Source organism: Streptomyces sp. NPDC005706 (assembly GCF_040631045.1).
In the GTDB taxonomy this organism is placed as follows: Bacteria; Actinomycetota; Actinomycetes; order Streptomycetales; family Streptomycetaceae; genus Streptomyces.
The window spans coordinates 1-22,785 of record NZ_JBEXYS010000037.1; the positions used below are offsets into that span (position 1 = coordinate 1).

Genomic DNA, 22,785 nt, shown 5'->3' on the forward strand with positions numbered 1-22,785 from the left:
GCGTCCGCGCGAGATCGGCCTCGCCCGGCGCTGGACCGGCCGTGTGCCCGGCGTGGACGTGCCCGCCGTGTACGTCGAGCACAACAGCCCCGACGAGACGCCCGAACGCCAACTCCACCCCCTGGCCCGGCAGTCGAGGATCCCCCTCGTCCATGTCACCCACTTCAACCGGCTGATGTGGGACAACGGCCAGGCCCCCACCGAGGTCGTCGAGCACGGCATCGTCGACCCCGGCCGGCTGTGGACCGGCACCGAGCGGCGCGCCGCGGTCGTCGTCAACGAGCCGGTGCGCAGGGGCCGTACCACCGGAACGGACCTGCTGCCCCGCTTCGCCCGGTCCGCGCCCCTGGACGTCTTCGGGATGCGCACCGAAGGACTCCCTGAGCATCTCGGGTTGCCCCCCGAACGCTGCCGCACCCGGGACCTGCCCCAGCACGAACTGCACCGCGAGATGGCCAGGTGCCGCGTCTATCTGCACCCGGTGCGCTGGACCTCGCTCGGACTGTCCCTGCTGGAGGCCATGTTCCTGGGCATGCCCGTGGTCGCCCTGGACACCACCGAGGTCCGCGAGGCGGTACCCGAGGACGCCGGCGTGGTCTCGAACCGCCTCGACGTGCTGGAGGACGCCGTGCGGGAGTTCCTCGCCGAACCGGAGTACGCCCGTCTGACCGGCGACGCGGCCCGGGCGGCGGCACAGGCCCGCTACGGAGAGCGGCGCTCCCTGGACGACTGGGAGCGCCTGATCAAGGAGGTCACCCGATGAGCCGCATTCTGCCCCCGGCCGGGCGCGTAGCCATGGTCTCCGAGCACGCCAGCCCCCTGGCCGCGCTCGGCGGACCGGACGCGGGTGGCCAGAACGTGTACGTGGCGCAGGTCGCCCGGCAACTCGCCAGAAGGGGACACCGGGTCACGGTGTACACCCGGCGGGACTCCACCGGACTGCCGGACCGGATGACCCTCATCGACGGGGTGCAGGTGGTGCATGTGCCCGCCGGGCCGCCTGCCCCCGTCCCCAAGGACGAACTCCTGCCGCACATGGACGAGTTCGGTGACTTCCTGGCGCGGCAGTGGGAGACGGGCCCGCCGGACGTGGTGCACGCCCACTTCTGGATGTCGGGCCTGGCCGCCCTGGCCGGCGCCCGGGAGCTCGGCATTCCGGTCGTGCAGACGTATCACGCGCTGGGCACCGTGAAGCAGCGCTACCAGGGCGCCGCCGACACCAGCCCGCCGCAGCGCCTCGCGATCGAGGAGGCCGTCGGCCACGAGTGCGCCCGGATCGTCGCCACCTGCAGCGACGAGGTGTCCGAACTGAAGGCCATGGGGGTGCCGGAGGACCGGATCGGGGTCGTGCCCTGCGGGGTCGACCCCGACCAGTTCGCGCCCGTCGCGCGGACCCGCCCGCCGGGCGCCCGCAGGCGGCTGCTGGCCGTCGGCCGGCTCGTGCCCCGCAAGGGCTTCGACCGCGCCATCCGGGCCCTGGCCGGCGTCCCCGACGCCGAACTGCTCATCGCGGGCGGCCCCGAGGCCGACCTGCTCGGCGCCGAACCCGAGGCCCGGCGCCTCTACGACATCGCCGCCGAGTACGGCGTCTTCGACCGGGTGACCCTGCTGGGCGGGGTGAGCCGGGCCCGGATGCCCCGGCTGATGGCCGGCGCGGACCTCGTGCTGTCGCTGCCCCGCTACGAGCCCTTCGGCATCGTCCCGCTGGAGGCGATGGCCTGCGCCACCCCGGTCGTCGCCACCGCGGTCGGCGGCCAGCTCGACACCGTCGTGGACGGCACCACGGGCGTCCTGGTGCCGGCGGACGACGACCACGACCTCAGCGGGGTCGTCCGCGCGCTGCTCGCCGACCCGGACCGGCTCGCCCGGTACGGGGCCGCCGGCCGTCGGCGGGTGCTCACGCACTACACCTGGGACCGGGTGGCCGACGGCGTGGCCGGGGTGTACGGCGCCGTGTCCTCGATCCCCTCGCTCTCGGGAGTCGTCCGATGAAGACCGTCACCAACACCGCCCACTGCGACGACCTGATGAAGGCCCTCGAGACGTTCCGCGACTGCGGTCCCCTCATCGAGCGGTGGGGCACCGAACTGGCGCGGCGCCTGGGCTCCGGCGCCCGGCTGCTCGTCGCGGGCAACGGCGGCAGCGCCGCGCAGGCCCAGCACCTCACCGCCGAACTCGTCGGCCGCTACCGGGACGACCGGCCGCCGTTCTCCGCAGTCGCGCTGCACGCCGACACCTCCTCCACCACCGCGATCGCCAACGACTACGGCGTCCAGGAGGTGTTCGCCCGCCAGACCGCGGCCCACGGCCGCGCCGGGGACGTGCTCATGCTGCTGTCCACCAGCGGCGCCAGCGCCAACCTGCTGTCCGCCGCCGACCGCGCCCACTGCCTGGGCATGACGGTGTGGGCGCTGACCGGGCGGGCCCCCAACCCGCTCCAGCTCGGCGCCGACGAGGCGCTGTGCGTGGACGCCCCGGTGGCCGCCACGGTGCAGGAACTGCACCTGATCGCCGTGCACATGCTGTGCGAGGCATTCGACCGGGCCGTCGAGCGCGGCGAGCCCGACCGGGCGGGCGGGCACGGCGCCGACGGCAAACCCGGCGTCGTCGGCCGGCTCGTCGGCCGCGCCCGCACCGTCGGCCGGTCCGCGGACGGCACGCCCGTAGCCGCCCGCCCCCTCCCCTCCAACTCCAACTCTCCTCCTCCTCCATCCACATCCATCATCCACCAGGAAGGGACACACTTGACTTCCTCCTCCGCCTAAAGGCGGGGGATTTCAGCGGTCGCCCGCTGGGGTTCCTGCTTCATCGACGACCGCCCCGTCCGGGAGGACTCCCGTTGAGGTCTTACACCGTCTCCACAGGCAGACGCCGCCAGCCCGGCGGCCAGGGTGTTGCGTGCCGCGTTCACGTCGCGGTCATGCACGGCGCCGCAGTCGCACGTCCATTCGCGGACGTTCAGCGGCAGCTTTCCGCGGACCGTGCCGCAGACCCGGCACAGCTTCGAGCTGGGGAAGAAGCGGTCGATCACGACGAGTTCGCGCCCGTACCAGGCGCACTTGTACTCCAGCATGGAGCGAAGTTCCGTCCAGGCCGCATCCGAGATGGCGCGCGCGAGCTTGCCGTTCTTCAGCAGGTTACGGACGGTCAGGTCCTCGATCACGACCGTTTGGTTCTCACGGACGAGCCGAGTCGACAGCTTATGCAGGAAGTCACGGCGCCGGTCGGCAATCCGCGCGTGGATGCGAGCGACCTTAACCCGAGCCTTCTCCCGGTTCGCCGAGCCCTTCGCCTTCCGCGACAGCTCCCGCTGCGCGCGCGCCAGCCGGAGGCGGTCACGGCGCTCATGCTTCGGGTTGGTGATCCTCTCCCCGGTGGACAGCGTCACCAGGGACGTGATCCCGGCGTCGATGCCCACGGCCTGCGTGGTGGCGGGGGCCGGGGTGATGGTGTCCTCGCACAGCAGGGACACGAACCAGCGTCCTGCCGCGTCGCGGGACACTGTCGCCGTGGTCGGCTCCGCACCCGCGGGCAGCGGGCGCGACCAGCGGATGTCCAGAGGCTGGGCCATCTTGGCCAGCGTCAGCTTTCCGTCACGCCAGTTGAAGGCGCTGCGGGTGTACTCGGCCGACGATCGGGACTTCTTCCGGCTCTTGTAGCGCGGGTACTTCGCTCGCTTGGCGAAGAAGTTGGCGAACGCGGTCTGAAGGTGACGCAAGGCCTGTTGGAGCGGGACGGAGGACACCTCCGTCAGGAAGGCCAGTTCCTCGGTCTTCTTCCACTCCGTGAGCGCAGCGGAGGACTGCACGTAGGAGACGCGGCGCTGCTCGCCGTACCACGCGCGAGTGCGCTCCTCCAACGCCTTGTTGTACACGAGGCGGACGCAGCCGAACGTGCGGGACAGCTCTGCCGCCTGCTCGTTCGTGGGGTAAAAGCGGTACTTGAACGCCCGCTTGACCTGTTGCGTCACGCCTCACACAGTATCAGTTCCCGTGTGAACGGCGGGTGTCGGCCGGTGGCCATGGACGGCGAATGGCCCTGGCGGCGATTCGCCTTTCCCTGCCCCGCTACGCGGGAGCTTCGTTTCCTCCCCGGCCTGAAGACCGGGGTATCCACGAAGGAGACCCGATGACCACCACGCGCACGCCCCTGGTCGTCGTGGGCGACGCCCTGCTCGACCACGACCTGTGCGGCCGGGCCGAACGGCTCGCCCCGGACGCGCCGGTGCCGGTCGTGCACGGCACCCGGCGCAGCTCCCGCCCCGGCGGCGCGGCCCTCGCCGCCCGCCTCGCGGTCGCCGACGGCCGGCCGGTCACCCTCGTCACCGCCCTCGGCACCGACCCCGCCAGCGACACCCTGCGCGACCTGCTCGCCGACCGGGTCCGCCTGGTCGAGGTGCCGCTGGAGGGCACGCTGAGCAGCAAGACCCGCGTCCTCGCCGGGGACCGCCCGCTGCTGCGCCTGGACGACGGCGAGGGACACGCCCGCGAGGCCACGCAGGAGGCGGTGTCCACGGTCGCGGCGGCCCACGGCATCCTCGTCGCCGACTACGCCCGGGGCACCGCCGACGTCCTCAGGGACGCGCTGACCCACACCAACGCCCCCGTGGTCTGGGACCCCCATGTGCGGGGCCGGCCCCCGGTGCCCGGCGTCCGCCTGGCCACGCCCTCCTCCCAGGAGGCCCGCACCTTCGCCCGGCAGCTCGACGACGGTGACGGCCCCGAGGACCAGGCCGGGCTGCGCACCGCGGCCCGGGACGCCCGCACCCTGGTGCGCGCCTGGCAGACGCAGGCGGTCGCCGTGACCCTGGGCGAGCGCGGCGCGCTGCTCTCCTACGGCGACACCCCGCTGCTCGTACCGACTCCCGCCGCCGCGGCCGGCGACCGGTTCGCCGCGGCCGCCGCCGGACTGCTCGGCGACGGCACGCTCACCGAGGCCGCCGTGCAGGCCGCCGTGCACGCCGCGACCCGCTACGTCGCCGAGGGCGGCTCCCGCGCGGTCGCCGCGCCCGAGCCGCCGGAGCAGCCGCCACCGGCCACGTCCGACGGCGACACCACCGCCGACGCCGTGCGCACCGCCGCCCGGGTCCGGGCCGCCGGCCGCACCGTCGTCGCCGCGGGCGGCTGCTTCGACCTGCTGCACGCCGGACACGTCGCCCTCCTGCAGGCCGCCCGGCGGGCCGGCGACTGCCTGATCGTCTGCGTCAACTCAGACGACTCGGTGCGCCGCCGCAAGGGCGACGGCCGCCCCCTCGTCCCGGTCGCCGACCGGGTCCGGGTGCTGCGAGCCCTGGAGTGCGTGGACGCGGTCGCTGTCTTCGACGACGACACACCGGAACGCATCCTCGGCGAACTGCGCCCCCACATCTGGGCCAAGGGCGGCGACTACGCCCGCACCGCGCTGTCCGAACAGCCCCTGGTGGAGAGCTGGGGCGGCCAAGTGCTGCTGCTGCCCTACCTCGACGGCCGCTCCACCACCGGCCTCGCCTGCCGCGCCGCTCTGGCCCCCGCAGCCTGGGCGATCTGCTGGCCGGCGTGCCCGCGCTGCGCGGCATCCGCCGGGCCTACCCCGGCCACCGGATCGTCCCCGCCCAGCCCGCGGGCGCCGTCGACGCCGTGTTCCCGGCCGAGGCACCGGACCGGGCGGTGCCGTCGACCCACTGGGCCGGGCCCCCGCCGGACGTCGCGATCGACCTGCACGGCAACAGCCCCGAGAGCCGCGATGCCCTGGCCGTCCTGCGGCCACGCCGCCTGCTCGCCCACGCCGGCCCGGACGGCCCGCCCTGGCAGGCCCAGGCCCACGAACGGGACCGCTGGTGCGGCTTTCTGCGCGCCTACGGCATCCCGGCCGACCCCGGCGAACTCCGCCTGCCCCGGCCCGGCGGGCCGTCCCCGGCCCCGGGTGCGGTCCTCGTGCACCCCGGTGCCGCCTCCGGCTCGCGCTGCTGGCCGGGGGAGCGGTTCGCGGCCGTCGTGCGGTGCCTGCGCGCCGCCGGGCACCACGTGGTGCTGACCGGCGGGCCCGGCGAGGAGGCCCTGGTGCGCTCGGTCGCCGAGCGCGGCGGGCAGCCCGCTGGCGACGTGCTGACCGGCGGGCTGCCCCTCGGGGAGCTGTCCGTGCTGGTGGCGGAGGCGTCCCTGGTGCTCAGCGGCGACACCGGACTCGCCCATCTCGCGGTGGCGTACGGCACCCGCTCCGTCACCCTGTTCGGGCCCGTCCCGCCGCGCCTGTGGGGCCCGCCGCCGAGTCGGGACCACCCGGCCCTGTGGAAGCCCGGCCCGCCCGGCGACCCGCACGGCCGCACCCCTGACGCCCGCCTTCTGGGCGTCGGCGCCGGGGAGGTGGCCGCGGCGTGCCTGATGGTGTTGCGGCGGCATCGTGGGTGGTCGGGGTCGGTCGTGCCGGAGGTGGCGCATGTGTCCTGAGCACGTTCCCGGCCGCGCCGGTGGGTTCGCGGTCGCGGGTGATCCGCGGGTAACCGTGGCCGTCATCACCCGCGACCGCGTGGCCAGCCTGCTGCGCACGCTCGACGCGCTGGCCGCCCTGCCCGAGAAGCCGCCGGTCATCGTCGTCGACAACTCCCGCGACGACAAAACCTACCGGGCCGTGCTCGGCCATCCGGCGCTCACGCGTCTGCTGGGGCCCGTCGGCAACACCGGCGCCCTCGGCCGCAACCTGGCCGTCCGGCACGCCCGCACCCCCTATGTGGCCTTCAGCGACGACGACTCCTGGTGGGAGCCGGGCAGCCTCGCCCGGGCCGCCGACCTGCTCGACCGCCACCGCCGGCTCGGCCTGCTCGCCGCCCGCACCCTGGTCGGCGACGAGGCCGCCGAGGACCCGCTCAACGCCGTCCTCGCAGCCTCGCCCCTGCCGGCCGAGCCCGACCTGCCCGGCCGCCCCGTGCTCGGCTTCCTCGGCTGCGCCTGCGTGGTGCGCCGCGAGGCCTTCCTCGCCGTCGGCGGCTACCACCCGCTGCTCTTCTTCGGCGGCGAAGAGACCCTGCTCGCCTACGACCTGGCCGCCCAGGGCTGGGGCCTGGCCTACGAGCCCGGCCTCCGCGCCCGCCACCACCCCGGGAACCACGGCCGCCCGGGCCGCTCCTGCCTCGTCCGGCGCAACCACGTGCTGACCGTCTGCCTGCGCCGCCCCTGGCCCGTCGTCCTGCGCGCCGGTGCCGACCTCGCCATGGCCGCCGCGGCCGGCCGGCCGGGCGCGCGCCGGGCCCTGAAGGAGGCCCTGGAACGACTGCCGGCCGCCCTCGCCCGCCGCCGCACCCTCCCCCCGCCCGTCGAACACGCCGCCCGCCTGCTCGACCGGCAGTCCGCCGGCCGCGCGGAGGAGGACGCCGCCCCATGACCGATGCCCGTCCCGACGACCGTACGACCGTCGTGGTGATCACCCACAACCGGCGGGACGAACTCCTGCGCACGCTCGACCTGCTGCGCCGGCTCCCCGAACGCCCCCGCGTGATCGTCACCGACAACGGCTCGACCGACGGCACCGGCGCGGCGGTCGCCCGGGACTTCCCCGAGACGACCATGCTGCGCCCGGACCGCAACCTCGGGGCCGTCGGCCGCAACCTGGCCGTCCGCCACGTGCACACGCCCTACGTGGCGTTCTGCGACGACGACACCTGGTGGGAACCGGGCAGCCTCGCCCGCGCCACCGACCTGCTCGACACCCGGCCCCGGCTCGCGGCCGTCACCGCGCGGATCCTCGTCGAACCGGACGGCACCGAGGACCCGGTGGTCCGCGAGCTGCGCGAGTCCCCGCTACCCGGCCCCGACTGGCTCCCCGGACCCGCCCTCGGCTCCTTCCTCGCCGCCGCCACCGTGATGCGCACCGACGCCTTCCGCGCGGGCGGCGGCTTCCACCCCGGCCTGTGGCTCGGCGGCGAGGAGGAACTGCTCGCCTGCGACCTGCTGCGCCAGGGCTGGTGGCTCGCCTACGCCGAGGACCTCACCATCCACCACCACGCGTCCCGGCTGCGCGACAGCACCGACCGCCGCGTCCTCGGCCTGCGCAACACCCTGTGGTTCACGTGGCTGCGCCGCCCGCTGCTGCCGGCCCTGCGCCGCACCGGGCACCTGATGCGCACGGTGCCCCGGGACGCCGCCTCGGTCCGCGCGTTCGCCCACGCCACCGCCGGACTGCCCTGGGTCCTGCGTCAGCGCGACCCGGTCCCGCCGGACCTGGAAGACCGGCTGGCCGCACTGGAGCGGGCACGCCGTGACTCACCCGCACGGCGGTACGTCGGCTGACCGGCCGCGCGAGGCGACACCCGGCCCGCCGCCGGCACGCCCGGGGAAGCCGTCGCATCGGACGGACCTGTGCGTGAGCAGCGCCCCGAGGTCGGCGGGAGCAGCGTGCCGCAGGCACGGTCGACGAGTCCGGCGCGGCGGAGTTCCGCGAGGCCCTCGCCGAGCACATCGAGGACACCGGCCGGTCCGGAGCCCCCCATTACCTTCTTGGTGCCGTGAACGCGCTCATGCTTGAGACCCACCACGGCTGCACGGACGCCCTCCTCGACCAGCTCGTGCACGGCCGGGACGACGGCACGGCCGAGGCGGTCGCCCGCACCCGGGGTCGGCAGGTGAGCGTTCCCGACGTGACCGCAGATGCGCTGCTGTCCGACGACAGCCGCCGTCCCCTGCTCGCGACGGGCGCGCGTGCCCTGCAGCGCATCCCGGTCCTGTCCTCGGCCGGGGCCTGCACCGCTCTGATCACCGTGCACTGGCCCGACGCCGGGCACCTGCCGACCCCCGCGCAGGCCAAGGCCTTCGGGCTGCTGGCCTCCGACACGGCGGCCTGGCTGGCCCGGTACCACCGCTCGATTCTCCTCGACGCGCTCGAACACCTCCACCGAAGGCTGACCCACGCCGCTCACTGAGCGGGGGAGCGGCCCGGATCGCCGGGACCGGGGCGCCTCACCCGCTCGGCCCTGGGAACCCGGAGCGGGTACGGATCACGCACACCCGGAAGGGAGTCCGGCACATGTCCAATCCGCAGCAGCCCGAACAGCGGCGCAGTGACAAGGGAGGCGGCACTCCGCAGGACAGTGGCCAGCTCAAGGCCCGCCAGAACACCAGGCGCGGCGCGGGTGCCCGCCCGCACGGCCCGGACAAGGGCGAAAAGGGCGGGGGAGAAGGCGGCGGGGTGCCCCCGGCACAGCAACCCGATCACCCCTGACCCGGACCGGCCGCCCAGGCAGCACGGGCCCCGACGGCGCCCCGAGCGCGGTCGGGGCCCGCTGCCGGCGTTCAGGGTCTTCCACCGTCGTAGGGCAGCGCGCTGTTCGGGCCCGCCGCCCTCGTACGGCAGCGATCAGCACGGCACCGCGGTCCGGCCGGACGCCCGCGCCGCATAACCAACGTCTCTATGCAACCAGGGGATTGACACCCCGGCCAGCTTGCGAAAGGCCGGTCGCCGCAGCTCCTTGAGGTGATCCGGCCCAAGGCTCCGCGCATGGCAGTCCGGCTGATCGATGCGCTCGACGAGCACACCGTCGTGGTCCCTGGCACAGGCACCCTCGACGTCGTGATCCCGTTACGTGGAACCTGTCTTCTACATGTCGGCACACCGTGATCGCTACTCGCCCGGTCCGGTGGCTTTATCGGGCAGTGGTGAAGGCACTTGTCGATGGGTTTGGGAGGCGCTCTGTTCCACGGATGGGTGATGTCGACGAGTTTGGGTTCTGGTCCAACTTCTGTGGAACGGTGACGCTCAGTACCGACGGGAGTGTCGGTAGGGCGGTCGATAATGCCGGGCATGGCAGATCGCAGTCCGGTGCTCCGGATCATCAACTCGGCGGCGCGGGAGTCCCTGAAGCCGCTCGGCCTTGCCCAGCGTGGACGGTCGCGGCTGTGGATTGATGATCACGGGTGGTGGCTCGGGGTCGTGGAGTTCACCCCGCCACGTACTGCTGGCAGCGGTCTGCACGTCGGTGCGATGTGGTTGTGGCACGACGTGGACCACCTGGCCTTCCACGTGGACGCAGTCCGAGTCAGCCCCGAGCTGTTCCGCACCGAGGACCAGTTCACGCCGATGGCACTCGAACTCAGCCGACAGGCGGCTGCGAACGTGACCGCGCTCAGGGAGAAGTTCCCGGCTCTGCCAGACGTCGCCCGATACCTGACATCCAGGCCGGTGCGGCGGGGATTCCTTTGGGACTGCTTCGACGCCGGGGTCGCGGCCGCCCTGGTCGGGGATCCGGACACGGCCCGCGATCACTTCGAGCGAGTCCTTCGAGAGGACCCGCTGGCCCCGTGGATGGTCGAGGCCCAGGGGAGGGCACGCGAGCTTCACACGATCGCGCCAGATCGCGACGCCGTGACTGCCTGGGCCGCCTGGGCCGTCGACTCATGTCGGAGCAAGCTGGGCCTGGATCCTGCGGCGCCTGATCAGCTGAATGGACCCTCTCGTTGAGCAACAGAGCTGCGGTCAGGCCAGCAGGACGCGCTTCCGCAGCAGGCCGAATCCGGCCCGACCATACATCTGGCGCTTGATCATTTTGATCCGGTTAACGTGACCTTCGACGACGCCGGAGCTCCACGGCAGTGTCAGGCCGGCGGTGACGGCAGCGAGATCCCGTTCGAGGCCGTTGACGAAGGTGTGGAGGCTGGGCAGGTCGTCGGCGCGGACCGTCTTGGTCCATTGCGGGAGCTGGTCACCCTGGAGCTGGGTGAGCATCTTCCCGAACGCGCGGATGTGCCCGGTGAGGGCATCCAGGTCGGGGCAGCCCGCGAGGACGGATTTGAGTCTCAGGCGTTCGCTCTTCGGCAGGGTGTCGGGGTGAGTCAGGATCCAGCCGGTGACCGTGCGCGGGGACGGCGGGCGGGCTGCCGGCGCGGTCGGGGATGTGCGGAACGGCTGAATGTGGGCGCGGACGGCTCCGTAGCCGCCCGTGTAGCCGTGCGTTTTGATCTCTTCCCAGAGGGTCCAGGCGTTCGTGCAACCCTCGGCCCATCGCTCGTGCAGGTAGGGCTTGAAGCCGTCGAGCTTGGTCTTGCGGTTCTGCCACTGTCCCTGGAACAGGTCCTCCGGCTTCGCGGCGTCGGCCGGCCGTTGGACGGTGCGGTAGGTCATGCCGAGCTGGCGCTGGATTGAGCGTCGGCTGTGGCCGGCGGCCAGCAGCGCGTGGACGGTGGAGTGCTTGGCGCGGGTGCGATCGGCGAACCGGTGCCCGGTGGGCCACGGGGACCCGCGCTCCGCCGGTGCCAAAGCCGGAGCCTTCTCCGGTTCCGATGCGGTGAAGGTCGCGCGGAGGCAGGGACGGTGGCGGGAGACGCACCGCTCGGCCGCTTCGCCGAGGTTGCGCCAGAGGTGGAACCGGTCGGCGACCTGGACCGCGGTGGGTGCCCCGATCCTGGCGCCCTCGGCGAAGAATAGGGCACGGTCACGGCAGACGACCTCGATCCCCGGGTGCTCGGCCAGTCAGGCCGCGACAGTGCCTGCCTCGCGATCCGGCAGGAGGTCCACCGGTCTGCGGGTCTCGACGTCGACCAGCACAGTCCCGTAGACACGGCCCTTGCGCATCGCGTACTCGTCGACGCCGACCACACGCGGGACCTGTGGCTGGGGTTCCGGGAGAGCGTCGACCAGCCGTAAGACCGTGTTCCGGCTGACCTTCGCCCCAAAGACGTCGGCCAGCCGGGCACCTGCACGACCGGCCAGGGCAAGGCCGACCTCGGACAGCACCAACCGCATCCGCTCGGTCCGTTGGCTGTACCGCCGGGTCAGGCCCGCGACCTGCTCAACGAACGTCTGCCGCCCGCAGGAGACGTCTATGCACGTGAAGCGCCGAACACGAAGCTGCAGCACCACTCGCCGTCCCGCCACAGGTAGGTCAGCGGGAAACCGCAGGTAGGAGCCGTGCACCCGCCCGGACCAGCTTCCACAATCCGGACACCGAGCCCCGGCCGTTCGGCATCTGACACCGACTCGGATCACCTCGCCATCGTCCTGCACCGACTCCACTCTGATCCCCGGATCCGCCAGTACGCGGCGATCCGGCGTGACCACCGTGGTGGCATGTCGATGCGGGAGCTTGAGCGCAAGCACGGTGTGACGTGGCGGACGGTTCGGAAGGCGTTGGACTCGTCCGTCTCCTACGGGATGGTCCGCTACTACGTCGCGGCCCGGAAGCACGGCAAGGCCCGCAGCTCGTCGAACGCCTTCTGCTTCAGCGCGCCCCGGCTGCCGCTCACGGTGCCGAACTGCTCCCTGATCATGGAGTGCTGTTCCAGCAGCAGAGCCACAACATCGTCATCGGCCTGCCGCGCTGCCTGGTCCATGTCCTTCGGTGCGCCACCCATCGGATCGGCCCTTCTTCGTAGCGAGATTTTCGGGCCTTACCCTCGGGTCTCCCGGTCGCACCCGGGAAACCCGCTGGTGACGACTGTGCCCGCCGGCTTGAGCGCCTGCCCGGGACAGAGTCGCCCGGCTCGCCCCGCGTCAGGAGGAACCCGCCGACGACCAGGCGGGGGACCTGTCTCGGCTTCTGCCCCACGGCGGGTTCTGGGTCCTCGCGGTCGGCCGTCGATGCCGACGGCTTCGCTGCTCCGGCGGCCGGAGCCCAACGCCGCCGGTATCGCATCCGGGCTGGCAGGGCACTCTGCGGCTCCCCAGGCACCTGCACCCTGCCTGAGGTGTTACCCGGTCTCCGGTGGGTGCCCGTTGCGGAGCATGCGCAGCACGGCCCGTTCGGCAGGTCCCTGGGTGGCGGGAATGCCGTACGCGCCCTCGTCGCCGAGGTACGGCAGCACGGAGGCGACCGTCGCGCCCTCCTCGTACATCTCAATCACCCGCGGGTTGATGTACGAAGCCCGGCAGACCGCGGGGGTGTTGCCGAGGTACCAGGCCACCTCGCGCGCCGCCCGGGCGATGGCTCGGCGGCGGGCGGTCTCACTGCGCGCGACCGGCTGGGAGACGGCCAGCGCCACGGCCGCCATGACGGTGGCGTGCCAGGTGCGGAAGTCCTTGGCGGTGATCTCCAGGCCGGCCAGCTCCTTGAGGTACGCGTTGACGTCGTCGCCGCTCACCTCGTGCCAGGCCCGCCGCTCCCAATAGGCCAGGAGCCGGTCACCGCCGCCTCGGCGGCGCATCAGCGCGGTGAGGCTGCGGCAGGCGGCGGGGTCCGCGACCGTCTGGACGATCTCCTTGCCGTGCTTGCCGGTGTAGGTGAACAGGGCCGCCCCAGCCTGGCAGCGGGAGTGCTCGCGCAGCAGCGTGGTCAGGCCGTAGCTGTTGTTCAGTTCGGTGTAGCGGTCGCTGCCGATGCGGAAGAAGCCGAGGTCGAGCAGACGTACGGCCGTGGCCAGAACCCGCTGCCGGGTCAGCCCCCGATCGACCAGATGGCCCTCCACGGCCTCCCGTACCGCGGGCAGGACCTCGGCGACGTCGAGCACGTGCTCGTGCTTGGCCTCCTCCTGCTCGGCCCGGAACTGCGGGTGATACAGGTACTGGCGGCGTCCGGCGGCATCGGTGCCCACGGCCTGCAGATGCCCGTTCGGCCGGGTACAGATCCACACATCCCGCCAGGCCGGCGGTATGACCAGCGCCCGGATCCGGGCCAGCGCCGCAGCGTCGCGCAGCGGCTCGCCATGAGTGTCGAGGTACCGGAAGCCGCGCCCGTGCCGCAGGCGGCGGTACCCGGGTTCCGTCGGACGGCTGTGGTACAGACGCATCCCGTCCTCCTGAACCTTGCCGAGGTGACCGTACGGCCGTGTGCTCAGCGCTCAACCGGTCGCCTGGTGCTCTCCCTGTACCCGCATTTCTGACCGTGGACCGTGCCCGGCGCTGGTGGCCTCCGGACTTACGGCACGGACGGCGCGGACCCGATCTCTGTCGCGTCAGACACGTTTTCCGAAACGCCTCCACCGACGGCACCCCGGCACTGCTCGCCCGCGACTTCCCCCAGGTGCGCGTGCTGAGCCTGCCGTCCAACCGGGGAGCCCTCGCCCGCACCGACGGCCTGCGCGCGCTCGACACCCCGTACGCGGCATTCAGCGACGACGACTCCTGGTGGGCGCCGGGTGCCCAGCCACGCCGCCGACCTCTTCGACACCCACCCCCGGCTCGGTCTGCTCTCGGCGCGCACCCTGGTGGGCCCCGCCGAAGACCCCGACCCCCTCAACAAGCTGCTGGCCACCTCACCCCTGGGCCCGGCGAGCGCTGCCTGGCCCGCAGGTCCTCGCCTGCGCCTGCGCCTGCGTCGTCCGCCGCACCGCCTACCTGGACGCCGGCGGCTTCCATCCGCTGCTGTTCTTCGGCGGCGAGGAGACCCTGCTCGCCTACGATCTCGCCGCCCGGGGCTGGGGCGTCACCCACTGCCCCGACGTGGCCGCCCACCACCACCCCGGCCCCTCACCCCGCAACGGCCGCTCGGCCACCGTGCGCCGCAACGCCGTGCTCACCGCATGGCTGCGCCGCCCACTGCCCAGCGCCCTCGCCCGCACCCGCGACCTGGCCGCCGAGGCCCGCCACGACCCACACGCCCGCCGAGCCTTCCACGAGGCACTCGCGCGACTTCCCGCCGCCCTGCGGGCCCGCAGGGCGCTGCCCCCGCAGGTGGAGCAGGCCGCCCGCACCCTGGAGGCCCCGGACACCGCGGGCATCGGAGCCATGTCATGACCGACCCCCGCACGACCGTCGTCGTGATCACCCACAGCCGGCGCCAGGGACTGCTGCGCACCCTCGGCAAGCTGGCCGAACTACCGGAGCGTCCCCAGGTGATCGTGACCGACAACGCCTCCACCGACGGCACCGCCGACGCCGTCACCCGGCACCACCCCGAAGCACTGCTGCTGCGACCGGGCCGCAACCTCGGCTCCGTCGGTCGCAACCTGGCCATGCGCCATGTGCACACGCCCTACGTGGCCTTCTGCGACGACGACTCCTGGTGGGCACCCGGCGCCCTGTCCGCAGCCGCCGACCTCCTCGACCAGCACCCCGCCCTCGGCGCCGTCACAGCACGCATCATCGTCAAGCCCGACGGCACGGATGACCCGATCGTGAAGGAACTGCGCCAGCCGCCCGTGCCCGGTCCCAGCTGGCTACCCGGTCCGGCGCTCGGCTCCTTCCTCGCCGCAGCGACCGTACTGCGCACCCACGCCTTCCGGGCCGCAGGCGGCTTCCATCCCCGACTCTGGCTCCGCGGCGAGGAAGAACTGCTCGCCGCGGACCTGGCAGCGAACGGCTGGTGGCTGACATACGCCGATCACCTCGCGGTCCACCACCAGCCATCGCAGGTCAGGGACCCGACACTGCGACGGCGGCACGGCATCCGCAACACCCTCTGGTTCACCTGGCTGCGCCGCCCCGCCGGACCGGCCCTGCGCCGCACCCTGCACCTGGCCCGCACCGTCCCCCGCGACAGCGCCAGCCTGCTCGCCTTCGCCGAGGCCGCCGCCGACCTCCCCTGGCTCATTCGCGAGCGGCGCGTCCTCCCGCCGCGCGTCGAACAGCGACTGCGCACGCTGGAGGAAGCACAGCGCACACCTCCAAGGCCCGCCGCTACATAGGCTGACCAACCCCAGCCACCATCCCGACACTGGTCCGCAGGCCCCCGGACACACCCGAACCCTCCACTGCGATGAAGAGCAGCGGACGGATCGCACCACCCGAGTGACCTTCCGGTCTGACGGCGCCAGCCGTCCGCGCGCACAGCCTGCGGGCGCCGCCGTCCCAAGCAGGAGGCGCGCCCTCAACGGACCGATCGCCTGAGGATCCGCCGACCAAAACCGGCCGACCGGCACCCCTCCCGCTGCTTCTCGTGAGGGCGCCCGGGTCAGCCTCCCGCCAGTGCCCGGCGCCGTTTCCGGCTACAAGGTCCCGCCCCACCGCAGCGACGACGGATCGGCTCGCTCGCCGCCACGCGCCCGCAGCGCCTCCACGAGGCGGTCGGCGCCGTCCTCGACGACGCCCTCACGGAACTCGGCGGCAATCCGCTGGGCCTGCGCCCGTCCGTACGTCAGGCACCAGTCCCACCAGCGTTCCAGCGCTCCTTGGTTCATCCGCTCGGCGGCCACCAGTGCGGGCCAGTCGCAGGCGCGCGCCTGCGCGGTCACCTTCGCCCCACCCTCGACGGGGTCGACGGCCAGCGCGGGAACGCCCGCGCGCAGCGCGAGGACCAAGCCGTGCAACCGGTCGGTGACGACCAGGTCCAGCCGACTGAGCACGGACTCCAGCTGGGCGGGCGTCGCGCAAAGCCGCCAGTCGCGTGTATCGAGCCGCGTGTCGAGCTCCAGCCGGGCGCAGTCCTTTCCCAGCAGCCAGTCTCCGAGCCGCTCGGCGACCTCCTCGTGGCGCCGCTTGTGCCCGTACTCATGCTGACCGTGCGTGAGCACCGTCCCGGCCACCGGTCGTGGCGGAAGAGCGGGGGCCCGGGCGGCCAGATCCCGGCCGGGCTCGGTATCAAAGGCGTCCCGGGCCAGCACCACGTGGAACCCGGTCACCGCGGGGCTGTCCCGGTCGACGACCGAGGTCCCCACCGCGATGCGGACGCAATGCGAGAACCGCTCGTGCAGTTCCTCCACCTGCCGTCCGTGCACCGGACCGCACACGAAGACCACGTGGGAATAGGCCTCGGGCCGCACATCCTCCAGGTGCAGCGCACCGGGCCGGAAACCTGGACTCCAGGCGACATCATGGGCGATGCCCGCACGGCCCAGCACGTCACGGACCCGGTCCAGGGCCAGTACGTCCCCGGCCGTCACCTCACCGTGCAGGAAACTGAACCACCCGGCCAGCAGCAGTCTGCCGCGCGCTTCCGGAAATGCTCCCACCCATGGTTCGGACACAGCGGCACGGGTGCCCGGCGGAACGGGTAGCCAATCAGGCGCCCAGGGCAACAGAGGTGGAACTGGCCGTACGGCCGTGGTCGTACCCGCTACCAGGTCGGTGCCGGGGGATCGCGCAGCCGCTTCCTTGTGGTCTTCGGGGTACCGGAACTGTGCCCGACCCCGAAGTTGCAGCAGAAGCCACCCGGCGGGCGCTGCAGCGCCCGCCGGGATCGGTTCGGCTGCTACATACGCCCAGGAGAGCAGGGGTACTCGGCGTCTCCCAAAGACGGAGAGGTGCGATCATGGCCTTGACGCTCACACGCGAGGACGCAGTCGACATACTCACCCGGCAGCACGCGCAGATCCGCTGCGGCTTCTACAAGGCCGCCGTTCCAGGGCCTACGCGCCGCCGGGCGTTCGAGCGGCTGATGCGCCTGCTCGCCATTCACAAAGCCGCGGAAGAAGCCCATGTCCACCCCGTGGCACGCCGGGCGCTGCAGGCCGGCCGGGATCTCGCCGCACGCTGCCGCGAGGAGGAGAAGCAGGCCAAGAGTTGATGCGTGTCACGAAAGAGGTCAACTCCCAAGGCCGGAAGCGGCCGTAGTAGTTGCTCCAGCCCGCCACGACAGGGTTGATCCTCCGGGCGAGCTCCTGGAAGGTCAGATCAGTGCGGGTGTGCAGATGCCAGCTCCGGACTTCCCGGCCCATCTTCTTGAGAGCGTCCTTGCTGACCGCCGGGTCGAACGCCAGGAACTGGTTCCCGTGCCGGCTCCGGTTCCTTCTGGCGCGGAAGGTGTATCCCAGGAACGTGAACGCCCTGTGCTCGTAGGAGCCTTGACGATTCCCGTCCCGGCAGTACACGATCCGGGTCTTGGCCGGGTGTAGACGCAGCCCGACCTCGGCCATCCTGTCCGTGAGCGCGGCCTGCACCTGGCGGGCCTGGCGCTCGGTGACACAGTGCAGCACCGCATCATCCGCATAGCGTTCGAACCAGACGGACGGGAACTCCCGGGCCATCCAGGTGTCGAATGCGTGGTGCAGGAACAGGTTCGCCATGACGGGAGACACGGGAGCCCCTTGTGGGGTTCCGCGCTCCCGTTGCAGCAGAGAGCCGTCGGGCATCTGGAGCGGGGCAGCGAGCCACCTCCGCACATACAAGTTCACCTATCACCTGCTCGGGCTCGTCCGGGGACGGTCGATCTCCTCTGGGCAAAAAAACACTGGCGGCTTTGAGGATCTCGTTCGCCGGCTTCAACTCGGCGTTCTCTTGCGGAGTTGCTTGAGCTCTCCGCACTCGGCGGTCGTGAGCCCGTCGTCACGTTCGCCGTGGTCAGCCTCGGCCTGGCGGACCCAGCCGCGCAGGGCCTCCTTGTGGATGCCGAGGTCCTTCGCGACGTGCGCGATCGGCCGGCCGGTGGTGCGGACCTCGCGGATCGCTCGCTCGCGAAGTTCGTCCCCAGCAGGTGCCGCACTTCGGACGCACCGACCCCCTCGGTGGCCGGTGCCTCACGCCGTGCTCGGGGCATGCCGGGAAGTGCTCACCCTGTCCGCTGACTGGCGCCGACGAGATGGCCCTGGAGAAGGAACCGGCGAAACCGCCGCCCTCCGGGGTGCGGGCGTGCCGCGGAATGGCCGTTTACCATCGAGCGCGGAAGGCAAGGCATACCCGGAATTCCGGCTGTCATCATTCCCCTGTCGTCGATCTGCCTGGCCGCTCAGGAGGATATTTCTTCAGGCCGGTTCAAAGCGCCGAAAGGTAAAGGCCGTGAACGATTCGAATGACACGGACAGAATCCTTGAAAAGGTGGCGAAGAAAGCGGGGAAACGCGGCCCGCAGCCGACTCGAAGCGCCCCGCGGCATCCCGCGGCCGGGTGCGAGGCCGCCCGCGGCAACCTCTTCGCCGCCCCCGGTACCGTGTGCACCTTCCAGGCGCACCGCAACAACCACGATCCGGCGGCGCCGCGTCCCGCCGGGCTTCGTCCAGCAGCTGGCTCACCCGGATGCGGGAGACCTGGATGATGTCGGCGGCCTCGGCGACGCCGTCTCGCCCGGGACCATGAGCACGGCAGCGGCCGCGTAGCCGAGGCTGGTGCCCACCCACACGCCGGCGGTGATGCTGACGAAGTGGCGCTTCGGGATGGAAGCACTTCCGGCCTACGAACTCAACAAGTCCTTCCGCCTGCTCGTCGCCCTCTTCAGCATTGCGGACACCCGCAGGCGGTCGCTGTACTGCGCTGGGGGATGTGGCCACGCGTGGCACAACCTGCCGGATCCACCACGGGACGTAACCCCGGTTCGACGTGCGTTCGACAGAAGCCAGTGATTGCTCCGGGACGGCGGAGGGCCGGTCTACGTGCGCCGCGCCCGCGGCACCGCTGATGCGGACATTCCGGGCCGAATCTAGACTGACCAAGGCATAGAAAGTCCTGAACTAGGGAGATGTGCACCGTGGCTAAACGAGGTAACAAGCGACGCGGCCGTAAGAAGAAGAAGGCCAATCACGGCAAGCGCCCCAACGCCTGAGCCAACCTGAGCAAGACGGCCGAGGGGTCCACCCCCGCCGGACGGCGGTGATCAGGTCGTGCGGGTCGGCGAACGCGTGGTTGGCCGTGGTGGTGCGCCAAAGTGCCGAACGCACCGGCCCGCCCGGTCGAGCCGCGCAACGTCTACCGCTCGTTCACCCGCGTCGCCCAGTCCGCCGGCCTCCGCGTCATCCGCCTGCACGACGCCCGCCACGGCATCGCCAGCCCCCTCGGCGGCCGGGGTCGCACCCCGCGTCGTGATGGAGATCCTCGGCCACGCCTGGCCTAATGGCTGAGGGGCTGCGTACATGACGGTGGCCGACCAAGGGAGAGACCGCCTATCACTTTTACGTCTGCAAGGTCAAAGATCGGGTCTGCCGCAGTAAATGGGACTCGGGCACTTCGCGGTCCTCTCCGACGGCCGGAAGGTCGACAGCCCGCGCTTCCTGCGCCGGGCCGAGAAGCGCCTGAAGAAGGCGCAGCGGGACCTGTCCCACAAGGTCAAGGGCTCCAGCAACCGAAACAAGGCCAGGGTCAAGGTCGCCCGCGCGCACGCGCGGGTCGCGGACGCGCGCCGCGAGTTCCACCACCAGCTCTCCACGAAGCTGATCCGCGAGAACCAAGCGGTCGCCGTGGAGGACCTGGCGGTGAAGGGACTCGCCCGCACGCGCCTGGCCAAGTCCGTCCACGACGCCGGATGGTCGGCGTTCGTGACCATGCTGGAGTACAAGGCCACCCGGTACGGGCGCACCTTCGTGCGCATCGGCCGGTTCGAGCCGACCTCCCAGGTGTGCTCGCGGTGCGGCGTCCGGGACGGCTCCAAGCCCCTGCACGTCCGCGTGTGGACGTGCAGGGCATGCGGGGCCGTCCTGGACCGGGACATCAACGCGGCGGTCAACGTCGCCAAGGCGGCCGGACTGGCCGTGACAGCCTGTGGAGCGGGGGTAAGACCGGGACCCGTCCCCGCACAGCGCGGCGAAGCGGGAACCCGCCCGGAGCCGCACCCGACAACGGTGCGGCAGACGGGAATCGCCATCCTTTAGGTGGGCGAGGATGTCAAGTCAGCTGCTCGGGACCCCAGGAAGCGGTGGCGGAGGCCGACGCGGCTTACGAGGCGGGCCTTCAGCGAGGAAGCCGAGGAGCCGAGGCTGCTGCCGACGAGGCCGCGAATGCGGCGGGCCGACGTACCGGCGAGTTCTTCGTCTGCTGGCAGTACATGGGTCCGACGCCCGCTGACCTGCAGAAATGAAACTCGATGCTGTTGTGGGTTGGGCGGTGGTCCGTCAACGGGCCGGATCTTGGTCTTGCTGAATGAGGCGCTCTCGGCGGAAGAGTTCAGGTCGCGTACAGGGAGATGGTGTACGGGTTCGACCTGATCCGGGGGTTTGCTCCGGCATCGGGATGAGGCCCGCATAGATGAACGGCCACCGGCTGATCTTCGAGGTGTCGAAGCCCGAAGGAGATCAGCACGATGACCGCACCTGACAGTCCGCCCCTGCATGTCCTCGCCGCGGCGAGTCCCGATCTGCTGCGCGCGATGATCAAGACGTTCGCCGGCGCGCTCATGCCCGCCGAGGCGGATGCCCGCCACCAGCGAACAGTAGTGGCTGTGGCTGGTACAGCGCCGTACCCCTGGCTCCCGGGCCTACTCCGTCAACATCGCGGTGAACAGCGACGCGGTGATGAAGAACCTTTCACTCGGCCGTGTCGCAGCGCCGCGGCGAGCACGTCCCCGTCGCTCAGGACCACGCGGCAGCCACCGGTCAGCAGGTCGGTGGGCGCCGTGTGCGGGCACCCACCACTCTTCCGGGTGCGTTGGGTGATCAGGGCCTGGACGGGGTTGTGGGGATCTGCATCGCCCCTCGGCCGGTCGGCCATGCCAGGGCAGCACGGGATCGGCAGTCGACCCGTGCAACAGAGCAACCCCAGGCCGCTGACCTGGGGTTGTCGGGTATTGGTTTTCAGACCTGGGCTGTCGAATTCAGGACTGATCCGAGTGAAAGAAGACCCATCGCTTGGCAGATCGCGTCTTTACCGATCGACAATGGGTTACAAGTGGAGAGGTTCGAGTCATTGCTTGGTGCTGCTGAGCAGGCCGCTCACGTTCAGGACCTCGTGACAGCCCTTTGCCCGAAGGCCGGTGGCCGGGGTGCCCGGCTTGTTGCAGGTCACCTCGATGGACACGGCGTCGCTCTCGGGGATCTTGATGGGGGTGACCCAGTGATAGTCCTGGTTGCGGAAGGTCTCCATCGCGATAGTGGTGATCTTGCGGTCGCCGAAGGAGATCGTCAACACCCCTTCGTCGCCCTGGAAGTTGGCGACGACAATGTCCGTGACCCCGAAGATGCTGTCCTCGGGCACCGTGTAGGTGCCGGTCTTGGTCTCCCCGCTCGCCGTCTGCACGTCGATGGTCTGCGAGCTCTGCTGGCCGCTGCCGTTGCCGGTCGAGGTGCCGCCGCCACCGCCGCCCGAGCTGCCGCCGCCCGCTCCGGCCGACGCGCCCGACCCCTGGGTGCCGGGACCGGCCGAACCGGCGCCGCTGCCGGGAGTCTGCTGTCCGGCGGGCGTGGGCCGTGCCCGGACCGCCTCGTCGGCCGCGTCCTTGGCTGCGCTACGTACCGCCGGACGGACCAGTGCGAACCAGGCGATCAGCAGTGCGAGCAGCGCGGCAAGCAGTGCGAGCAGCCACTTGGGGAAGATCGGGATCTGGACGAACTCGGCGTCCAGCGGCGTCCGGACAACGGTGTCGTACGAGCCGGGTTGTTCGTCCTGGTCCCGGTCGTCGGTGGTGTCGACGGTGAACTGCCACACCACCGGGGAGCCGAACCACACCGGTTTGCCGGTGCGGACGCGCAGTCCGACCTCCGCCGATTCGCCGGGCTCCAGCTTCGGCTTCGCCGGGTTGAAGGCGAACGCCAGCTCCTCGCCCGCCTGGCCGGCGGTGAAGCACACCTGCGCTGGGGTGTTGCCCTGGTTCTGGACCGCCAGCCGGTAGCGGCCGCGCAGCCAGCCGCGCCGGCGGCGCGGGGCCAGCTCGGTGCGCAGCTCGCGGAACTCCTCGATGTGCACGGTGGTTTCGAGGACCTGCACCGCATCGGGGTGCTCGGCCGGCAGGACCCGCACACCCAGCGGCATCTCGCCGGCCCGGATCTCCGGGGAGCGCGGCGGCTCCAGACGGAGCGTCACCGTTTCGGAGGTGCCGGGGTAGAGCGAGACTCGGGCGGGTTCGGCGGTGGTCCAGGAGGCGCAGTCCCCGACGACCTCCAGGCTGTACGCCTCGACGATGTCGCTGTCGTTGCGGACGGTCAGAGTTGTCGTGGTGGTGTCACCCGGTGTCACGGTCACGGCCGGGATGTCGAGGCCGGGCGCACCAGGGCCGGAAGAGGCTGCGGAAGGCGTCACGCCTACCACCGTAGAAACACGTCCGGGCGTGCCGCGAGGAACGCGAGGGCAAGATGCGGGCAGTCGCGATGCCCTGACA

19 protein-coding genes and 5 pseudogenes are annotated in these 22,785 nt (G+C 71.8%); 15 read left to right on the forward strand and 9 right to left on the reverse strand.

The window, feature by feature from the left end:
- The 3 genes from ABZ478_RS34455 to ABZ478_RS34465 all read left to right on the forward strand — a co-directional run.
- A partial coding sequence (locus ABZ478_RS34455; RefSeq protein WP_359555889.1) for a glycosyltransferase occupies positions 1 to 763 on the forward strand: 763 nt, incomplete at its 5' end.
- Positions 760 to 1,992, forward strand: coding sequence for a glycosyltransferase (locus ABZ478_RS34460; protein ID WP_359555892.1), 1,233 nt, complete (start codon positions 760 to 762; stop codon positions 1,990 to 1,992). The genes ABZ478_RS34455 and ABZ478_RS34460, both read left to right, overlap by 4 nt.
- A complete protein-coding gene (locus ABZ478_RS34465; RefSeq protein WP_359555895.1) occupies positions 1,989 to 2,765 on the forward strand; it encodes an SIS domain-containing protein in 777 nt (258 codons plus the stop codon). The genes ABZ478_RS34460 and ABZ478_RS34465 overlap by 4 nt, the downstream gene beginning before the upstream one ends.
- Here the strand turns inward: ABZ478_RS34465 and ABZ478_RS34470 are convergent.
- Complete coding sequence (locus ABZ478_RS34470; protein WP_359555897.1) at positions 2,762 to 3,970, reverse strand: RNA-guided endonuclease TnpB family protein; 1,209 nt, start codon at positions 3,968 to 3,970, stop codon at positions 2,762 to 2,764. The genes ABZ478_RS34465 and ABZ478_RS34470 overlap by 4 nt on opposite strands.
- Positions 3,971 to 4,128: 158 nt before the next feature.
- Between ABZ478_RS34470 and ABZ478_RS34475 the strand changes: the two are divergent.
- From ABZ478_RS34475 to ABZ478_RS34505, 7 genes and pseudogenes are all read left to right on the forward strand, one after another.
- A pseudogene (locus tag ABZ478_RS34475) lies at positions 4,129 to 5,499 on the forward strand (PfkB family carbohydrate kinase); the annotation flags it as partial.
- Complete coding sequence (locus tag ABZ478_RS34480) at positions 5,487 to 6,425, forward strand: glycosyltransferase family 9 protein (protein ID WP_359556009.1); 939 nt, start codon at positions 5,487 to 5,489, stop codon at positions 6,423 to 6,425. The pseudogene ABZ478_RS34475 and the gene ABZ478_RS34480, both read left to right, overlap by 13 nt.
- The gene (locus ABZ478_RS34485; RefSeq protein ID WP_359555899.1) at positions 6,415 to 7,356 is read left to right on the forward strand and encodes a glycosyltransferase; all 942 of its coding nucleotides are present in this window, start codon (positions 6,415 to 6,417) and stop codon (positions 7,354 to 7,356) included. Before ABZ478_RS34480 ends, ABZ478_RS34485 begins: the two co-directional genes overlap by 11 nt.
- On the forward strand, positions 7,353 to 8,261 hold the full coding sequence (locus ABZ478_RS34490) for a glycosyltransferase (protein ID WP_359555902.1): 909 nt from the start codon (positions 7,353 to 7,355) through the stop codon (positions 8,259 to 8,261). The genes ABZ478_RS34485 and ABZ478_RS34490 overlap by 4 nt, the downstream gene beginning before the upstream one ends.
- A 227-nt stretch (positions 8,262 to 8,488) precedes the next feature.
- The gene (locus ABZ478_RS34495; RefSeq protein ID WP_359555903.1) at positions 8,489 to 8,890 is read left to right on the forward strand and encodes a hypothetical protein; all 402 of its coding nucleotides are present in this window, start codon (positions 8,489 to 8,491) and stop codon (positions 8,888 to 8,890) included.
- 104 nt (positions 8,891 to 8,994) lie between these two features.
- Entirely contained in the window at positions 8,995 to 9,189 is a 195-nt protein-coding gene (locus ABZ478_RS34500) for a hypothetical protein (protein ID WP_359555905.1), read from the forward strand.
- Between the two features lie 579 nt (positions 9,190 to 9,768).
- Complete coding sequence (locus tag ABZ478_RS34505) at positions 9,769 to 10,425, forward strand: hypothetical protein (RefSeq protein ID WP_359555906.1); 657 nt, start codon at positions 9,769 to 9,771, stop codon at positions 10,423 to 10,425.
- Positions 10,426 to 10,440: 15 nt separating this feature from the next.
- Here ABZ478_RS34505 and ABZ478_RS34510 read toward each other — a convergent pair whose 3' ends face one another.
- The 4 genes from ABZ478_RS34510 to ABZ478_RS34525 form a co-directional block, all read right to left on the reverse strand.
- Positions 10,441 to 11,085, reverse strand: coding sequence for a transposase (locus ABZ478_RS34510; RefSeq protein WP_359555909.1), 645 nt, complete (start codon positions 11,083 to 11,085; stop codon positions 10,441 to 10,443).
- A gap of 348 nt (positions 11,086 to 11,433) precedes the next feature.
- The gene (locus ABZ478_RS34515; RefSeq protein WP_359555912.1) at positions 11,434 to 12,147 is read right to left on the reverse strand and encodes a transposase family protein; all 714 of its coding nucleotides are present in this window, start codon (positions 12,145 to 12,147) and stop codon (positions 11,434 to 11,436) included.
- Positions 12,126 to 12,314: a hypothetical protein gene (locus ABZ478_RS34520; RefSeq protein ID WP_359555915.1), complete on the reverse strand. Its 189-nt coding sequence runs from the start codon at positions 12,312 to 12,314 to the stop codon at positions 12,126 to 12,128. Before ABZ478_RS34520 ends, ABZ478_RS34515 begins: the two co-directional genes overlap by 22 nt.
- Before the next feature lie 336 nt (positions 12,315 to 12,650).
- On the reverse strand, positions 12,651 to 13,685 hold the full coding sequence (locus ABZ478_RS34525; protein ID WP_359555918.1) for a DNA topoisomerase IB: 1,035 nt from the start codon (positions 13,683 to 13,685) through the stop codon (positions 12,651 to 12,653).
- Positions 13,686 to 13,867: 182 nt separating this feature from the next.
- Between ABZ478_RS34525 and ABZ478_RS34530 the strand changes: the two are divergent.
- Both ABZ478_RS34530 and ABZ478_RS34535 read left to right on the forward strand, forming a co-directional pair.
- A pseudogene (locus ABZ478_RS34530) lies at positions 13,868 to 14,631 on the forward strand (glycosyltransferase); the annotation flags it as partial.
- Positions 14,628 to 15,526: pseudogene (locus ABZ478_RS34535) on the forward strand (glycosyltransferase). The pseudogenes ABZ478_RS34530 and ABZ478_RS34535, both read left to right, overlap by 4 nt.
- Positions 15,527 to 15,821: 295 nt before the next feature.
- Here ABZ478_RS34535 and ABZ478_RS34540 read toward each other — a convergent pair.
- The 3 genes from ABZ478_RS34540 to ABZ478_RS34550 all read right to left on the reverse strand — a co-directional run bounded on the left by ABZ478_RS34540 (position 15,822) and on the right by ABZ478_RS34550 (position 18,215).
- Entirely contained in the window at positions 15,822 to 16,784 is a 963-nt protein-coding gene (locus ABZ478_RS34540; RefSeq protein ID WP_359555920.1) for a polysaccharide pyruvyl transferase family protein, read from the reverse strand.
- A 396-nt stretch (positions 16,785 to 17,180) separates the two neighbouring features.
- The gene (locus ABZ478_RS34545) at positions 17,181 to 17,903 is read right to left on the reverse strand and encodes a reverse transcriptase domain-containing protein (protein WP_359555923.1); all 723 of its coding nucleotides are present in this window, start codon (positions 17,901 to 17,903) and stop codon (positions 17,181 to 17,183) included.
- A gap of 129 nt (positions 17,904 to 18,032) precedes the next feature.
- Positions 18,033 to 18,215 carry a transposase gene (locus ABZ478_RS34550; RefSeq protein WP_359556011.1) on the reverse strand — a complete coding sequence of 61 codons (183 nt, stop codon included), beginning with the start codon at positions 18,213 to 18,215 and terminating at the stop codon, positions 18,033 to 18,035.
- Between the two features lie 656 nt (positions 18,216 to 18,871).
- On the opposite strand from ABZ478_RS34550, the gene ABZ478_RS34555 reads away from it, so the two are divergent.
- From ABZ478_RS34555 to ABZ478_RS34565, 3 genes and pseudogenes are all read left to right on the forward strand, one after another.
- Positions 18,872 to 19,105, forward strand: coding sequence for a DUF5958 family protein (locus tag ABZ478_RS34555; protein ID WP_359555926.1), 234 nt, complete (start codon positions 18,872 to 18,874; stop codon positions 19,103 to 19,105).
- A 320-nt stretch (positions 19,106 to 19,425) separates the two neighbouring features.
- A pseudogene (locus ABZ478_RS34560) lies at positions 19,426 to 19,585 on the forward strand (tyrosine-type recombinase/integrase); the annotation flags it as partial.
- A 105-nt stretch (positions 19,586 to 19,690) separates the two neighbouring features.
- Positions 19,691 to 20,347: pseudogene (locus ABZ478_RS34565) on the forward strand (RNA-guided endonuclease TnpB family protein); the annotation flags it as partial.
- Between the two features lie 1,027 nt (positions 20,348 to 21,374).
- Here ABZ478_RS34565 and ABZ478_RS34570 read toward each other — a convergent pair.
- A complete protein-coding gene (locus ABZ478_RS34570; RefSeq protein WP_359555928.1) occupies positions 21,375 to 22,706 on the reverse strand; it encodes a hydrolytic protein in 1,332 nt (443 codons plus the stop codon).
- Positions 22,707 to 22,785 lie beyond the last annotated feature (79 nt).

What these genes read in the sequence shown, in the direction of transcription:
- ABZ478_RS34490 (WP_359555902.1), top strand. Translation starts at nt 7,353, where the DNA reads ATGACCGATGCCCGTCCCGACGACCGTACGACCGTCGTGGTGATCACC.
- ABZ478_RS34525 (WP_359555918.1), bottom strand. Translation starts at nt 13,685, where the DNA reads ATGCGTCTGTACCACAGCCGTCCGACGGAACCCGGGTACCGCCGCCTG.
- ABZ478_RS34545 (WP_359555923.1), bottom strand. Translation starts at nt 17,903, where the DNA reads ATGCCCGACGGCTCTCTGCTGCAACGGGAGCGCGGAACCCCACAAGGG.
- ABZ478_RS34510 (WP_359555909.1), bottom strand. Translation starts at nt 11,085, where the DNA reads ATGACCTACCGCACCGTCCAACGGCCGGCCGACGCCGCGAAGCCGGAG.
- ABZ478_RS34495 (WP_359555903.1), top strand. Translation starts at nt 8,489, where the DNA reads ATGCTTGAGACCCACCACGGCTGCACGGACGCCCTCCTCGACCAGCTC.
- ABZ478_RS34460 (WP_359555892.1), top strand. Translation starts at nt 760, where the DNA reads ATGAGCCGCATTCTGCCCCCGGCCGGGCGCGTAGCCATGGTCTCCGAG.
- ABZ478_RS34465 (WP_359555895.1), top strand. Translation starts at nt 1,989, where the DNA reads ATGAAGACCGTCACCAACACCGCCCACTGCGACGACCTGATGAAGGCC.
- ABZ478_RS34500 (WP_359555905.1), top strand. Translation starts at nt 8,995, where the DNA reads ATGTCCAATCCGCAGCAGCCCGAACAGCGGCGCAGTGACAAGGGAGGC.
- ABZ478_RS34520 (WP_359555915.1), bottom strand. Translation starts at nt 12,314, where the DNA reads ATGGGTGGCGCACCGAAGGACATGGACCAGGCAGCGCGGCAGGCCGAT.
- ABZ478_RS34485 (WP_359555899.1), top strand. Translation starts at nt 6,415, where the DNA reads ATGTGTCCTGAGCACGTTCCCGGCCGCGCCGGTGGGTTCGCGGTCGCG.
- ABZ478_RS34505 (WP_359555906.1), top strand. Translation starts at nt 9,769, where the DNA reads ATGGCAGATCGCAGTCCGGTGCTCCGGATCATCAACTCGGCGGCGCGG.